The organism is Parvibaculum sp. (genome assembly GCF_039680535.1).
Classification (GTDB): domain Bacteria; phylum Pseudomonadota; class Alphaproteobacteria; order Parvibaculales; family Parvibaculaceae; genus Parvibaculum.
Genome location: NZ_JBDKSS010000025.1, coordinates 171,725 through 185,462, shown reverse-complemented (window position 1 = coordinate 185,462; position 13,738 = coordinate 171,725). Strand labels below are relative to the sequence as shown.

Annotated in this window: 14 protein-coding genes; 4 read left to right on the top strand and 10 right to left on the bottom strand. The window is 63.6% G+C overall.

What is annotated here, in order from left to right; translation table 11 throughout:
* Positions 1-2: 2 nt before the first annotated feature.
* The 3 genes from ABFC66_RS16225 to ABFC66_RS16215 all read right to left on the bottom strand — a co-directional run bounded on the left by ABFC66_RS16225 (position 3) and on the right by ABFC66_RS16215 (position 1,997).
* The gene (locus tag ABFC66_RS16225) at positions 3-668 is read right to left on the bottom strand and encodes an O-methyltransferase (RefSeq protein ID WP_346742013.1); all 666 of its coding nucleotides are present in this window, start codon (positions 666-668) and stop codon (positions 3-5) included.
* Positions 665-1,246: an HNH endonuclease gene (locus tag ABFC66_RS16220; RefSeq protein ID WP_346742068.1), complete on the bottom strand. Its 582-nt coding sequence runs from the start codon at positions 1,244-1,246 to the stop codon at positions 665-667. The genes ABFC66_RS16225 and ABFC66_RS16220 overlap by 4 nt, the downstream gene beginning before the upstream one ends.
* Before the next feature lie 94 nt (positions 1,247-1,340).
* On the bottom strand, positions 1,341-1,997 hold the full coding sequence (locus ABFC66_RS16215; RefSeq protein WP_346742012.1) for a phospholipase: 657 nt from the start codon (positions 1,995-1,997) through the stop codon (positions 1,341-1,343).
* A 72-nt stretch (positions 1,998-2,069) separates the two neighbouring features.
* On the opposite strand from ABFC66_RS16215, the gene gluQRS reads away from it, so the two are divergent.
* Both gluQRS and ABFC66_RS16205 read left to right on the top strand, forming a co-directional pair.
* Positions 2,070-2,978: a tRNA glutamyl-Q(34) synthetase GluQRS gene (gene gluQRS, locus ABFC66_RS16210; RefSeq protein ID WP_346742011.1), complete on the top strand. Its 909-nt coding sequence runs from the start codon at positions 2,070-2,072 to the stop codon at positions 2,976-2,978.
* 86 nt (positions 2,979-3,064) lie between these two features.
* The gene (locus ABFC66_RS16205; RefSeq protein ID WP_346742010.1) at positions 3,065-4,090 is read left to right on the top strand and encodes an acyltransferase family protein; all 1,026 of its coding nucleotides are present in this window, start codon (positions 3,065-3,067) and stop codon (positions 4,088-4,090) included.
* A 3-nt stretch (positions 4,091-4,093) separates the two neighbouring features.
* On the opposite strand, the gene ABFC66_RS16200 is transcribed toward ABFC66_RS16205, so the two are convergent.
* The 4 genes from ABFC66_RS16200 to ABFC66_RS16185 form a co-directional block, all read right to left on the bottom strand.
* Complete coding sequence (locus ABFC66_RS16200) at positions 4,094-5,038, bottom strand: AEC family transporter (protein WP_346742009.1); 945 nt, start codon at positions 5,036-5,038, stop codon at positions 4,094-4,096.
* Between the two features lie 33 nt (positions 5,039-5,071).
* Positions 5,072-7,066: a protein meaA gene (locus ABFC66_RS16195; protein WP_346742008.1), complete on the bottom strand. Its 1,995-nt coding sequence runs from the start codon at positions 7,064-7,066 to the stop codon at positions 5,072-5,074.
* A gap of 115 nt (positions 7,067-7,181) precedes the next feature.
* Positions 7,182-7,691 carry an RcnB family protein gene (locus ABFC66_RS16190; RefSeq protein ID WP_346742007.1) on the bottom strand — a complete coding sequence of 170 codons (510 nt, stop codon included), beginning with the start codon at positions 7,689-7,691 and terminating at the stop codon, positions 7,182-7,184.
* A gap of 128 nt (positions 7,692-7,819) precedes the next feature.
* Positions 7,820-8,899 carry a ferritin-like domain-containing protein gene (locus ABFC66_RS16185; protein ID WP_346742006.1) on the bottom strand — a complete coding sequence of 360 codons (1,080 nt, stop codon included), beginning with the start codon at positions 8,897-8,899 and terminating at the stop codon, positions 7,820-7,822.
* A 296-nt stretch (positions 8,900-9,195) separates the two neighbouring features.
* Between ABFC66_RS16185 and ccrA the strand changes: the two genes are divergently transcribed.
* Entirely contained in the window at positions 9,196-10,494 is a 1,299-nt protein-coding gene (ccrA, locus tag ABFC66_RS16180; protein ID WP_346742005.1) for a crotonyl-CoA carboxylase/reductase, read from the top strand.
* On the opposite strand, the gene ABFC66_RS16175 is transcribed toward ccrA, so the two are convergent.
* Positions 10,491-11,279, bottom strand: a complete 789-nt coding sequence (locus tag ABFC66_RS16175; protein WP_346742004.1) for a sulfite exporter TauE/SafE family protein — start codon at positions 11,277-11,279, stop codon at positions 10,491-10,493. The two genes, ccrA and ABFC66_RS16175, sit on opposite strands and share 4 nt — an antisense overlap.
* An 11-nt stretch (positions 11,280-11,290) precedes the next feature.
* Positions 11,291-11,752 (bottom strand): rhodanese-like domain-containing protein, encoded by a 462-nt coding sequence (locus ABFC66_RS16170; RefSeq protein WP_346742003.1) that lies wholly within the window; start codon positions 11,750-11,752, stop codon positions 11,291-11,293.
* A gap of 87 nt (positions 11,753-11,839) precedes the next feature.
* Here ABFC66_RS16170 and ABFC66_RS16165 point away from each other — a divergent pair, with 87 nt between their 5' ends.
* Positions 11,840-12,724 carry an MBL fold metallo-hydrolase gene (locus ABFC66_RS16165; protein ID WP_346742002.1) on the top strand — a complete coding sequence of 295 codons (885 nt, stop codon included), beginning with the start codon at positions 11,840-11,842 and terminating at the stop codon, positions 12,722-12,724.
* A gap of 21 nt (positions 12,725-12,745) precedes the next feature.
* On the opposite strand, the gene ABFC66_RS16160 is transcribed toward ABFC66_RS16165, so the two are convergent.
* On the bottom strand, positions 12,746-13,549 hold the full coding sequence (locus ABFC66_RS16160; protein ID WP_346742001.1) for a hypothetical protein: 804 nt from the start codon (positions 13,547-13,549) through the stop codon (positions 12,746-12,748).
* Positions 13,550-13,738: the final 189 nt, after the last annotated feature.

Here is a 13,738-nt window from a genome sequence, read left to right as displayed (position 1 = left end):
ACTCAGACGACGAGCGCCATCGCAAATCCATCCCATCCCTTGGAACCCACTGTCTGCAGGGCGGTCGCGACGAGTCGCGGCTCCTCTGCGAGCAGATCCGTGAAGCGGCGCACACCCTGGACGCGTGGATCGGCGCTCTGCGCGTCGATCACGGCACCGTCGCGCACCACATTATCGCCGATGATCAGGCTTCCCGGACGCGTGAGCTTCAGCGCCCATACGAGATAGTCGGGATTGGACGGCTTGTCGGCATCGATGAAGACGAGATCGAAGGGTCGCTGCTTCTCGCCTTCGAGCGTGGGCAGGGTCGAAAGTGCCGGCCCCACGCGAAGGTCGATACGATCCGACAGGCCTGCGCGTTCGAAATTGGTGCGTGCCACCGTCGCATGCGCTTCATCCGCCTCCAGCGTGACGATGCGGCCATCGTCCGACAGCGCCCGCGCCATCCAGATCGTCGAATAGCCGCCCAGCGTCCCGATTTCGAGAACGCGGCTCGCACGCGTCAGACGAACGAGGAGTTCGAGGAAGCGCCCCTGCAGAGGGGAAACGTCATGCGGCGGAAGACCTGCCGCAGCATTCGCGGCGAGGACGCTTTCGAGGATATCGTCTGACGGCGCCAGCCTGTCGGCAAAATAGCGATCCACCGCCGACCAGTTCGATGAAATCACGGCTCCAGCTCGCTATCCCAGTAGAGATAGTCCTGCCAGCTCTCATGCAGATAGTTCGGCGGGAAATGCCTGCCGTTCTTGTGCAGATCGGTGACGCTCGGCCGATAGGGCTTCTGCATCGGGAACATCTCGGCCTGCGCGGGCATAAGCCCGCCCTTCCTGAGATTGCAGGGGGCGCAGGCGGCGACCACGTTTTCCCATGTCGTCTGCCCGCCGCGCGAACGCGGGATCACATGATCGAAGGTGAGATCATGGCGATGGCCGCAATATTGGCAGGAGAAGCGGTCGCGCAGAAAAAGATTGAAGCGCGTGAAGGCAGGGTAGCGCGCGGGCTTCACATAGGATTTGAGCGAAACCACGCTCGGCAGCTGCATCTCGAAGCTCGGCGAACGGACGAATGTCTCGTAGCTCGACACGATGTTCACACGGTCCATGAAGACCGCCTTGATCGTGTCCTGCCAGGACCAGAGCGAGAGAGGGTAATAGCTGAGCGGCCTGTAATCCGCATTCAGCACAAGGGCCGGACAACTATCCGGATTGGCAAACGAACCGTGCACGCTGCCCTCCTGGGATCGCATCGGTCCCAACAAGGACCGCGTCCCGAATTGTCACTAACCTTACTATATCTAGTGCAACGGCTTTGTGAAGCCACTTGAGCTATTCCCGGGATTCTCAAACCGCCGCCGCCGCAAAGGCGTCCATGAGAAACTGCCCGCCAAGGTCGAGCCCTTCCGGGTCGATGCCATGGCCGAGCCCCCGCGAGACATGCCAGCGCACGGCGAGCCCTGCCGCCCCCAGCGCCTCGGCGGCGTCATGCATCCGCGAGACGGGGAGCAAATCGTCCATGTCACCATGGATGAGGAAAACCGGCGGACGGCAGGTCATTTCCGCTTCGAGCCTCTCCCCGCCCGCAAGCGCGCCCGAATAGCCAAGAATCGCGACGGGCGCTTTCCGGCGCCGAAGCCCCACATGAAGCGACATCATGGTGCCCTGGCTGAAGCCCACCAGCGCAAGCCGCGATTCGTCGAGCCCGTGCCGCTCAAGCTCCTCGTCGATGAAACGGTCGAAGACCGGCGCCGCGCCCAGAATGCCGCGCATGATCTCGTCCGGGTCGAGCCGCGAGATCGGAAACCACTGATAACCGAAACCGACATCGCAGCGCTCCGGCGCATTGGGCGCGATGAAGGCGGCATTGGGCAGAAGCTTCTGCCAATAGGGCGCAAGGCTGATGAGGTCGTTGCCGTCTGCGCCATAACCATGGGCGAGGATCACAAGCTGTTCCGCCTTGCCGCTTGCCGCCGGCACTGAAGGCCCCGTCAATATCGCCATTACCGATCCTCGTTCGCGTCGCGCACTTCGTTTATAAGGGGGCCGAGTGTAGGCCGAGACACGGAGCTTTCAATGGCGCTCGACGGTGGTGAAAAAAAGCGCGACGTGATCCGCTTCGCGCCGAGCCCCAATGGCTGGCTGCATCTCGGCCATGCCTATTCGGCGATCTTCGCCCATGAGACGGCCAAGTCTCTCGGCGGGCGCTTCCTGCTCCGCATCGAGGACATAGATATCGGCCGCTGCCGGCCCGAATATGAGCAGGGCATCTATGAAGATCTCGCCTGGCTCGGCCTCGACTGGGAGCGCCCCGTGCGCCGCCAGTCGGAACATTTCGGCGATTACGAAGCGGCCTTGAAACGCCTGCGCGACATGAAAGTCGTCTATCCCTGCTTTGCGACGCGCAAGGAAATCCACGACGCCATCGAAGCCTCGGGCATCGGGCATGCGCGCTGGCCGGTCGATCCGGACGGCGCGCCCGTCTATCCGGGCCTCTACAAGGACCTCGCCCCCGCCGAACTCAATCGCCTGATGTGGGAGGGCCGCACCTATGCCTGGCGGCTCGACATGGAAAAGGCGTTGGCATTGGCCGAGGATAAGGCGGGCGGCCCCATCACCTTTCTCGAGGAGGCGGGCGGGCCCCGCGGCCAGCACGGAAGGCTCCCCATCGATCCCATGCTCTTCGGCGATGTCGTCATCGCGCGAAAGGACGTGCCGACGAGCTACCACCTCGCCGTCACCGTCGATGACGCCATTCAGGGCGTCACCTGCGTCACACGCGGACAGGATCTCTTTCCGGCCACCTATGTTCACCGTGTCCTGCAAGTGCTGCTCGGCCTGCCGGAACCGCGCTATCGCCACCATCCGCTGGTCCGCGACGAAACGGGCCGCCGTCTTTCCAAGAGCGCGAAGGACATGGGGCTGCGCGAATTGCGCGCGCAAGGAATGACGCCTGCCGAAGTGCGCCGTCTCGCGGGCATCTAGTCTCTCTGGCGCGGTTCCTGCTCCCGCGAAGCGGAAGCCGCAGCCCGCGTCCCATCCGGGGACGGGGAACACGGAGAGCATGGTAAATGACTGCCGCCAAACCACGTATTGACTGGGTCGACGCCGCCAAGGGTCTCACAATGACACTCGTGGTGATGAAGCACGCGACCTATAACGACGCGGTAGCGCTCGCCCACATGCCCTATCTCTTCAACATCCTGTGCGAATTCACCATTCCCTTCCGCATGCCGCTCTTCTTTCTCGTCGCGGGGCTTTTCGCCATGCGCGCGCTGCGGAGCGACCTCCGGAGCTTCATCGACGGCAAGGTGCTGCATTTCGTCTATTTCTACCTGCTCTGGTCCGTGATCCAGATCGGGCTCAAGATCGTGCTCCCGCATGACAGCGAATGGGCCGTCACCTACAGGGATCTGCTGCTCATCCCCTTCGAGCCCTTCGGCCTGCTCTGGTTCATCTATGAACTGAGCCTCTTCTTCGTGCTGATGCGCCTCCTGCGCGACGCGCCCAAGGCCCTCGTCATCGGCGCGGCGCTGGCTCTCTATTTCGCGAACGTCCAGACGGGGTGGACGATCCCCGACGAATTCGCGCACCGCTTCGTCTTCTTCTTCTCCGGCGTCTATGGTGCGCCCTATGTCTTCCAGTTGGCGGAATGGGCGCGGACGCATGTCGCGGCGGCGCTTGGCGCAAGCGCGGCGATGTTCATCGCAGTCGGGCTTATCGTCTTTTCGGGCGCGGTCGATATTCGCGCGATGGAATTGCTGACGGGTTATGTCGGCGGTGCGGCGACGCTGATGTGCGTCGCGATGCTCGTCGCGCAGGGCTGGGGCGCGCCGCTCACCTATATCGGCTCGCGCTCGCTCTATGTCTTCCTCGCCTTCTTCCTGCCCATGGCCTCGACGCGCATCGCCCTGCTGAAGCTCGGCGTGACGAATGGCGATCTGCTCACGCTCGCCTGCATCGTCACGGCGGTCGGCACGCCGCTTCTTGCCTATCGCATCGTGAAGGATACGCCACTCGCTTTCTTCTTCGTGCGCCCACAGGCCTTCCGCCTGAAAGCGCAGGCGACGGCCAGCGAGGCCACGGCGGCTGCCTGATCGTCAGGGCCTGAAGTAACTGAGCAGAAGCGTCAGCGTGATCGCGCTCATCGCCGTCGAGATCAGCACCGCGCTCGACGCCGTGGCGGGCGCCATGCGATAGCGGCCCGCAAGGATCGACGAATAGACGCCCGTAGGCATGCCCGCGAGTACGGTTGCCACCGCAACCCAGAGCGGCGGCAGGCCGAAGACGAAATTGGTCATCACGAAAACCAGCAGCGGATGCGCGACGAGCTTGAACGTCGCCGTCATGCTGGCGGTCGCGATGGCTGATCGCAGGTGATAGCGCGTGAGCATTCCGCCGAGTACGAAAAGCGCACAGGGAATACCGGTCTTGCTCATCATCTCGACCGTTGCGTCGACCGGGCCCGGCAATGGCACGCCGAAGCGGCCATAAATGAGGCCCAGACCAAGTCCGATGATGATCGGGTTCTTCAGCGATCCCATCAGCCCGTTCATCAGGATGCGCCGGATCGGCACCTGCTGCCCCTCGGGCAGTTGCGCCATCTCAAGCAGAAAGGTCGCCGTCGTGATGAGAATGAGGCCGTGAAAGGCAAGCAGAAGAAAGAGCGGCACGCCCGCCGCATCTCCGAAGCCGGTCAGGATGATCGGAATGCCGAGCATGACGACGTTGCCCTGCCCGCCGCCGAAACCGATGATGACCGCTTCTCCGAAATTCTTCTTCAGCGCAAACCGCGCGATGAGCGAGCCCACGAGCCAGACGCCGAGCATCGCGCCGTAATAGGAAAGCCACAGGCTCCAGGGCAGCGTGTCCGGCATCGCCGTCCGCGCGATGTTGCGGAACAGAAGAAATGGAATGCCGAAGGTAAAGACATAAGCGTCGAGCCCGTCGATCGCCGCATCCGAAAGAATGCGCAACCGCACAGCCAGATAGCCCAGACCGATCACACCGAAGATCGGCAGGACGAGACTCAACGCATATCCCATGGGAACTTTCCGGGCAGGAGGGGGGCGGCGGACCTATGCCGCGTCGGCGTCCGCGTCCACCAGATGCACGACATCGGCCATGATGTCGGTGATCTGGAAGTCCTTGGGCGTGTAAACGGCGGCGACGCCCGCAGCGCGGAGCTTTTCGGCGTCGTCTTGCGGAATGATACCGCCGACGACGACGGGGATCCTGATCCCCTCTTCCTTGAGCCGCGCCATGACTTCGGTGACGAGCGGAATGTGGCTGCCCGAAAGGATCGAAAGGCCGAGCACGTGGACGCGGCCGTCGCGCGCCGCCTCAACGATCTCCGCCGGCGTCAGGCGGATACCGTCGTAAACGACATCCATGCCGCAATCGCGGGCACGCACGGCGATCTGTTCGGCGCCGTTGGAATGACCGTCGAGGCCGGGCTTGCCGACAAGGAACTTGAGGCGGCGGCCCAGCTTCTTCGATACGGCATCGACCATGCCACGCACATGATCGAGTTCCGGCGCGTCGTTGCGCGCGGCGCGGGAAACGCCCGTCGGCGCGCGATATTCGCCGAAGACCGAACGGAGCGCGGTGCCCCATTCGCCGGTGGTGACGCCCACCTTCGCGCAAACGATCGACGGCTCCATGATATTGCGGCCTTCCTTCGCGGCGCGGCGAAGCTCGGCGAGCGCCGCTTCCACCGCGTCGTTATCGCGCGCGCGGCGCCACTCCTTGAGCCGGGCGATCTGGTGCTCTTCCACCTCGTGGGAAACGGTAAGGATCGAGCCTTCGCCGGTCGCGAGCGGCGAAGGCGCCGTTTCGACAAAGGCGTTGACGCCGATGACCTTCTGCTCGCCCGCCTCGATGCCGGCAAGCCGCGCTGAGTTCGAGGCGACGAGCTGCTCCTTCATATAGGCGGTTTCGATGGCCGCGACGGCGCCGCCCATGTCCTCGATGCGCTTCAGTTCCTCGCGGGCTTCCGCCTTCAGCGCCTCGACCTTGGCATCCATGACGTGGCTGCCGTCGAAAATGTCCTGATACTGAAGAAGGTCCGTCTCATAGGCGAGAATCTGCTGCGCGCGGAGCGACCATTGCTGGTCCCAGGGACGGGGCAGGCCAAGCGCCTCGTTCCAGGCGGGCAACTGCACGGCACGGGCGCGGGCCTTCTTCGACAGCGTGACGGCCAGCATCTCGATCAGGATGCGATAGACGTTGTTTTCCGGCTGCTGCTCGGTGAGGCCGAGCGAGTTCACCTGCACGCCATAGCGGAAGCGGCGAAGCTTCTCGTCGGTGACGCCATAGCGATCGCGGCAGATCTCATCCCAGAGATCGACGAAGGCGCGCATCTTGGCGATTTCGGTGATGAAGCGCACGCCCGCGTTTACGAAGAAGGAAATACGGCCGACGACCTGCGGAAATTCATGCTCCGGCACCTGCCCGCTCGCCTTCACATGGTCAAGCAGCGCGATGGCATTGGCGAGTGCGAAGGCAAGCTCCTGCACCGGCGTCGCGCCTGCTTCCTGCAGATGGTAGGAGCAGACGTTCGTGGGGTTCCACTTCGGTACCTGCGTATAGGTGTAGGAGACGATGTCCGTGATGAGGCGCATCGAGGGCTCGGGCGGGAACACATAGGTTCCGCGCGAGAGATATTCCTTGATGATGTCGTTCTGCACCGTGCCCTGGAGCTTCGCGCGGTCCGCGCCCTGCTCGTCGGCCACCGCGATGTAAAGCGCCAGCAGCCAGGCCGCCGTCGCGTTGATCGTCATCGAGGTGTTCATCTGGTCGAGCGGAAGATCGTGGAAGAGATCCCGCATGTCGCCGATATGGCTGATCGGCACACCGACCTTGCCAACCTCGCCCTTGGCCAGCACATGGTCGCTGTCATAACCCGTCTGGGTCGGCAGATCGAAGGCCACGGAAAGGCCCGTCTGCCCGCGCGCGAGATTGGTCCGGTAAAGCTCGTTCGAGGCCGCGGCGGTCGAATGGCCCGCATAGGTGCGGAAAATCCAGGGCTGGTCCTGCTTCGGGGCCGGCTTGCCGCCTTCGTCCTTTGCCATGTCTCTCGCCTTTACGCTGCGTTCTCTGTTCGAAACGCCTTATCACAGGCTTTGCTGCGGCGCAAAAGGAGGAGGCCCGGGATTGCTCCCGGGCCTCGAAAATGGCGCCTGCGCCTCAGTACCGGTTCACATTGTAGAGAATGTCCACAATGATGCCGGTCGCGATCGCCACGAGCACGATATCGTTGCCAACCATGTAGTAGTCATAGCCGGGGCGCGGGTGGAAATGGCCGCGAAGGCCGGGCGGCAGGGGGCGCCAGTAATTGCGCGGCAGCCGGTGTCCATAGCCATATCCGCGCGGCGGACGCGGCGCATCCCAACGATGGCCGGGATTGCGGTAATAGTCGCGTGCATAGCGTGACTCGTCATGCCGAAACTCAGGCCGGTCACGATCGCGCGATTGCCGACGCCACGTGTCACGATCCCGGTGCCTGTCCTGATCGCGCCGTTCCATGTCGCGAGGTTGGCGCCCGTCCCGGTCGCGCCGCTCCATGTCGCGATGCTGAGGCTGGCCCTGCCCCGGACCGGGCGGCGGGCGGTGATCCTCGGCAAAGGCGAGTGTCGGCATGACGACCGCAGCGGCGGCCAGCAACGCAACGAACCTTGTCGGAGATTTGGTGGTCATGAGCAGATCCTTCCCTGCGGGTGAGCGTTGAAGGAGCGTCCCGCCAATCTGTGGCCGGAACAAGGCAAATCTCGCGCCTCCCATGCCAAACGCTGGAACGGCCAAGCCGTTCCAGCGCGCAGACGAGCCTATTCGGCGGCGGAGGCGCGTGCCGCAACGCTTTCGATGTGCTTTCGACGCGCATCGAATTCGCGGGCGATGAAATCGTCATTCGCCTGCATCGCATCGACATCCTGCTTGGCGTAGTCGATGACGCCCATCTCCTCATAGCCCTTGCGGATACGCGTCCCCCAAAGGCCCACATCTTTCACGATGGGAACGATGCGCTGGAAGAGCGAGGAGCGGAACTTCGCCATGAAGCCCGAATGATACATGTGCTCGGCGCATTCGACGGGATCGAGGCCGAGATTCTGCCAGACCTCGACGGCGTCGAAACGGTCACGCATCAGATAGCTTGCTTCGAGCAGGAATTCCTCGCGCTCGTCGCGCTCCTTCTCCGAGAGCTGAGGATAATAGTCGCGCAGCGCCAGGCGTCCGAAGGCGACGTGGCGGGATTCATCCTGCATGACATAGGCGTTCACGGCAGCGGCAAGCGGATTCTGTGCATGGTCGCGGATCTGCGCGAAGGCGGCGAGCGCAAGTCCCTCGATCACCACCTGCATGCCGAGATAGGTCATGTCCCAGCGGCTGTCGCGCAGGGTCTGCTCGATCAGCGTCTGTAGCGGCTTCGTCATCGGATAGACGAGATTGAACTTCGAGAGCAGCATCTTGTAGCTCTCGACATGGCGGGCCTCGTCGATCACCTGCGTCGAGGCGTAGAACTTCGAGTCCATGTCCGGCACCTGCGTCACGATCTTCGCGGTGCAGATGAGCGCGCCCTGCTCGCCCTGCATGAACTGCGAGAGCTGCCACGCCTGGAAGTGCTTGCGGACGCTGGCCTTCTCCTTGCGCGACATCTTCTCGAAAGCGGCCATGCCGTTGATCGGCAGCATCTCGTCGGGCAGCTGCTCGGGATTGTCCTCGTCGAGCTCCTGGGACCAGTCGATGCGGGTCTTCGCGTCCCACTGCATCTCCTTGCCCTTCTGGTAGAGCCCCATCATCGCCGTGCGTTCGGGGTCGTAATTCCAGTTGAACATCGCGTCGTAATTTTGCGGCACGTCCCAATGGCTGCCATCGAGCGCGATCGCATACATGTCCTTGAAGCTCATTCGGTCCTCCTCCCAAAGGCCAAATACGGAGTTATACTCCGCATGAAGAAATGCTAGCCGAGAAGTTGACGCGACGGAAAGGGAGAAAGCGCCCGCCCGAGCTGGCGTCTAGCCGGGCAAAACGTCTTTGTTGCAGTGCAAAAACTCCTTGCATCCCCCGCGTCATCCGCCAATGATCCGGGCAAAACCGCTCCGCTGCCTCTCATTGCGGCAAACGGATGACGGATGGATCATGGGCCCGGCTTCAGGCATCAGCCTCCGGCAAAGGGCCCAGGGGGTATGAGCGAGGACAGAGTATGGCGAAGACCGACAGCACGGCGGCTGCCGCGGGCGACAATCCGCTTCCGAAGAAGGATCTCTACGAGATCGGCGAGATCCCGCCTCTCGGCCATGTTCCGGCGAAGATGTACGCATGGACCATCCGCCGCGAGCGCCACGGCCCGCCGGAGCATGCGATGCAGGTGGAAGTCGTGCCGACATGGGAACTCGACAGCCATGACGTGCTCGTCCTCGTGATGGCGGCGGGCGTCAACTACAACGGCGTCTGGGCCGCGCTCGGCACGCCCATTTCCGTCTTCGACGTGCACAAGGTGCCCTATCACATCGCCGGGTCCGACGCCTCGGGCATCGTCTATGCCGTCGGCTCCAAGGTCACGCGGTGGAAGGTCGGCGACGAGGTCGTCATCCATTGCAATCAGGACGACCATGACGACGAGGAATGCAACGGCGGCGACCCGATGCTCTCGCCCTCGCAGCGCATCTGGGGCTATGAGACGCCGGACGGTTCCTTCGCCCAGTTTGCCCGCGTGCAGTCGCAGCAGCTCATGCCGCGCCCCAAGCACCTCACCTGGGAAGAGAGCGCCTGCTACACGCTGACGCTGGCCACTGCCTACCGCATGCTTTTCGGACATCGTCCGCATACGCTCGAACCCGGCCAGAACGTGCTGGTCTGGGGTGCGTCCGGCGGTCTCGGCTCCTTCGCCGTGCAGCTCTGCGCCACGGCGGGCGCCCACGCGATCGGCGTCATCTCCGACGAGAGCAAGCGCGACTATGTGATGTCGCTCGGCGCCAAGGGCGTCATCAATCGCAAGGATTTCAACTGCTGGGGCCAGTTGCCCAAGGTCAATTCCGCCGAATTCAACGACTTCATGAAAGAGGCGCGCAAGTTCGGCAAGGCAATCTGGGACATCACCGGCAAGGGCATCGATCCGGACATCGTTTTCGAGCATCCGGGCGAAGCGACCTTCCCCGTCTCCTGCATGGTCGCGAAGCGCGGCGGCATGGTCGTTTTCTGCGCGGGCACGTCCGGCTTCAACATCACCTTCGACGCGCGTTTCGTCTGGATGCGGCAGAAGCGCATCCAGGGCTCGCATTTCGCGCATCTGAAGCAGGCCTCGGCCGCGAACCAGCTCGTCATCGAGCGCCGCATCGATCCGGGCCTTTCGGAGGTCTTCTCATGGGAAGACATTCCGAAGGCGCATATGAAGATGTGGAAGAACGAGCATCTGCCCGGCAACATGGCCGTGCTCGTCTCGGCCAAGCACCCCGGCCTTCGCACCTATGAAGATGCGATCGAGGCGGGCAACGTCGCTTAAAGGGCGGCGAGGCCTCGCGCGCTGACGTAAAGGCCAACCAGCATGACGATAACGGCGAAGATGCGCGCGAGCAGCGCCTTCTTCGCCGCAAGTTTTCGCGCGAGCGCCGTGCCGATGAGCGCGCCGACGACGCCGCCTGCGAGCAACAGCGCCGCCACATGCCAGTCGACGAGTCCCGCCAGCGCATAGCTCGACGCCGTGGCAAGGCCGAAGGCCGCGACGGAGACGAGCGACGATCCGACCGCGAAGAGGATCGGCATGTTGGTGGCGTTGATGAGGCCCGGCACGATCAGGAAGCCGCCGCCGATCCCGAAGAACCCCGACAGCAGGCCGACGCCGAGCCCATAACCGGTGAGCGAGGGAAGCAGCGCGGGCGCCGACGCCTGATCGAGATGAACATCCGGATTGCCGCCCTCGCCCTTGCGCAGCAGCATGGTGACGCCGACCGCGATCATGACAAGGCCAAAGAGGAAAAGCAGGAACTCGCCACCCACGGCCTTGCCCACCCGCGCGCCGAGAAAGGCGCCGACGATGCCGGAGCCCGCAAAGACCAGCGCGCAAGGCCATTTGACCGAGCGCGCCCGCGCATGAAGCGCCACGCCGACAAGCGCATTGGCGGCGACCGCAATGGCGCTGGTGCCGATGGCGACATGGGGCGAGGCGACGCCCACCACATAGACAAGGAGCGGCACGGCGAGGATCGAGCCGCCGCCGCCGATGAGCCCGAGCGTCAATCCGATCAGCGCGCCGGAGCCAAGCGTCAGAATGTCAGCCAGCGCGATCATTTCCACCTCCGTCAGCCGCGCCGGAAAAGGCTCAGGATGAGCCAGACGGCCGCCGCCGCAGCCAACGCATAGAACGCGGGATTGACGGACATGCCGAGCGCGACGCCGATGAAGACCACGCTCAGCCCGACGATCTGCATCTGGTGCGCCGCCTCGTCGCCGCTCCCCTTGACGACGGGAAGGCCCGTCGCCTTCCAGGCATCGATCCCGCCTTCGAGAATGAAGGCTTCGCAATTCGCGGCCTCTTCGAGCTTCTTCGCGCTTGCGCGCGTCCGCATGCCTGACTTGCAATGATAGATGATGACCGCGCCGGGGTCCGGCTGTTCGATGCGCCCCAGGCTGGACAGCGGCTCATTGCGCGCGCCTTCTATATGCTCGCGCGCGAACTCGCCGCGCTCGCGAACGTCGACGACAAGCGCGCCCCGGCCGATAAGCTTCCTGGCCTTCGAGGGCGAAATGGTCTTGAGCGCCATGGCGGCAACCTCTTGCGGTCAACAGACCTTGTTAAATTAGATAAAACTAATATATTGTCAAGGTACGAAGCCACGAAGGATCAGAACATGCCCGCAGAGCAGAGAGCCGACATCAGGGCCTTTTTCGACGAAACGACCTTCACCGTGACCTATCTCGTGCGCGATCCCGCGACGGGCGCGGCGGCAATCATCGACCCCGTGCTCGATTACGACCCGAAATCGGGCAAGGTCACGACCGCCAGCGCAGACAGGCTTCTCGCGGCCGTCGAGGAAACCGGCGCAAAGGTTGAATGGATTCTCGAGACCCATGCCCATGCGGACCATCTCTCTGCCGACGCTTATCTGAAGGCGAAGACGGGCGCGAAGACCGGTATCGGCGCCGATATCGGCAAGGTGCAGAAAGTCTTCGGGCAGCTCTTCGGCCAAATTGCGCCTTCGGACGGGCGCGAATTCGACGCGCTCTTCGCCGATGGCGACAAAATTCCGCTCGGCCAAAGCCATTTCGAAGTTCTGGCGACGCCGGGCCATACGCCGGCCTGCATCGCCTACCGGATCGGCGATGCGGTCTTCGTTGGCGACACGCTGTTCATGCCGGACTATGGCACCGCCCGGACCGACTTCCCCGGCGGCGATGCGCGCACTCTCTACCGCTCAATCAAAAGGCTGCTCTCGTTTCCGCCCGAGACGCGGCTCTTCATGTGCCATGACTACAAGGCGCCGGGCCGCGACACCTATGCGTGGGAGACCAGCGTCGCGGAGGAACGCGCGCGCAACATCCATATCCATGACGGCGTGAGCGAGGACGACTATGTCGCCATGCGCGAGACGCGCGACGCTGCGCTTGCCGCGCCGGTGCTGCTGCTTCCCGCCGTTCAGGTCAATATCCGCGCGGGCCAGTTGCCGCAGGCCGAAGCGAACGGGCAGCGCTACCTGAAGATCCCGCTCAGGATTCCGCCGGAGGCGAACCTCTAAAGGCTCGCCTCCCGCAATCCATCAATGCACCGTCGGCGCGGCAGCTTCGTGCTTCTGCGCCTCGACGGCGGCGAGTTCCTCGACCGAGGGGTCTTCAGGCGCCTGCTCCACAGCCAGAGGTTCGGCAATCGCGGGCGCTTCCTCGATCACCGGCTCCACATGCGTCGGTTCGGGAGCCGTCTCCACTTCCGCCACAGGCTCGGCGTGAACATCTTCGGAAGCGACAGCCTCCGCAACCGGCTCTTCGGCATGCACGGCCTCTTCCTGAACCGGCTCGTAAACCGGTTCCTCATGCACCGGCTCCTCATAGAGCGGCTCTTCGTAAACCGGCTCGTCATGCTCACCGACCTCTTCGGCCGCGGCAGCCGTCACTGCCGGAGCGGCCCGCTCGTCGCGCCCCAGCCGGCGCTCGGCCCAGGCCAGAAAGACATCGAGCGATAGAAGGTCATCCCCCTTGGCGAACAGCGGCGCGATGGCGGCGACGAGCAGAGCGAGATAGGGCGTGAGCGCCGTCGCCAGATCGATGCCGCTCGCGAGATCGACAGGTAGGGCACTGGCCTTCGCCAGCACGCCGACACCGAGCGCCAGGACCAATGCCTGAGCGAGATAGGTAAAGCCGCGCAGAAAGCCGAGAATGACGAAAAGCCCGAGCACGCCCCCCAGCGCGCCGAGCCCATGCTGCACGACCGGATTGCTGAACAGCCCCCAATAGAGCTTGTCCGAAATCCCGATTGCGCTCCCCGTATCGGTCAGCTTCAGCGCCGACCAGGCGAGCAGGTAAAGTCCGGTGACGAACCGGAGCAGGAAAAAAGCGACCGCCTTCATGAAATAGCCCCCACAGCCATGTTTCAGAAGAGGACAGTCTGACGGCAACCGCCGCCGCGCGCCAAGCATAGTTTTGTGACCTTGGGCGGCCTTCGCACATGCGCTGGCCGGGTCCGGTTCTTCGGGCTATATAGTCCCCTGGACGCACCGCCCGAGCCGATCCCCTTCCTTGCGCTCATCAAGGCGCCG

What these genes read in the sequence shown, in the direction of transcription:
- ABFC66_RS16165 (WP_346742002.1), top strand. Translation starts at nt 11,840, where the DNA reads ATGCCCGCAGAGCAGAGAGCCGACATCAGGGCCTTTTTCGACGAAACG.
- ABFC66_RS16200 (WP_346742009.1), bottom strand. Translation starts at nt 5,038, where the DNA reads ATGGGATATGCGTTGAGTCTCGTCCTGCCGATCTTCGGTGTGATCGGT.
- ABFC66_RS16190 (WP_346742007.1), bottom strand. Translation starts at nt 7,691, where the DNA reads ATGACCACCAAATCTCCGACAAGGTTCGTTGCGTTGCTGGCCGCCGCT.
- ABFC66_RS16160 (WP_346742001.1), bottom strand. Translation starts at nt 13,549, where the DNA reads ATGAAGGCGGTCGCTTTTTTCCTGCTCCGGTTCGTCACCGGACTTTAC.
- gluQRS (WP_346742011.1), top strand. Translation starts at nt 2,070, where the DNA reads ATGGCGCTCGACGGTGGTGAAAAAAAGCGCGACGTGATCCGCTTCGCG.
- ABFC66_RS16220 (WP_346742068.1), bottom strand. Translation starts at nt 1,246, where the DNA reads ATGCGATCCCAGGAGGGCAGCGTGCACGGTTCGTTTGCCAATCCGGAT.
- ABFC66_RS16185 (WP_346742006.1), bottom strand. Translation starts at nt 8,899, where the DNA reads ATGAGCTTCAAGGACATGTATGCGATCGCGCTCGATGGCAGCCATTGG.
- ccrA (WP_346742005.1), top strand. Translation starts at nt 9,196, where the DNA reads ATGGCGAAGACCGACAGCACGGCGGCTGCCGCGGGCGACAATCCGCTT.
- ABFC66_RS16205 (WP_346742010.1), top strand. Translation starts at nt 3,065, where the DNA reads ATGACTGCCGCCAAACCACGTATTGACTGGGTCGACGCCGCCAAGGGT.
- ABFC66_RS16215 (WP_346742012.1), bottom strand. Translation starts at nt 1,997, where the DNA reads ATGGCGATATTGACGGGGCCTTCAGTGCCGGCGGCAAGCGGCAAGGCG.
- ABFC66_RS16175 (WP_346742004.1), bottom strand. Translation starts at nt 11,279, where the DNA reads ATGATCGCGCTGGCTGACATTCTGACGCTTGGCTCCGGCGCGCTGATC.
- ABFC66_RS16170 (WP_346742003.1), bottom strand. Translation starts at nt 11,752, where the DNA reads ATGGCGCTCAAGACCATTTCGCCCTCGAAGGCCAGGAAGCTTATCGGC.
- ABFC66_RS16195 (WP_346742008.1), bottom strand. Translation starts at nt 7,066, where the DNA reads ATGGCAAAGGACGAAGGCGGCAAGCCGGCCCCGAAGCAGGACCAGCCC.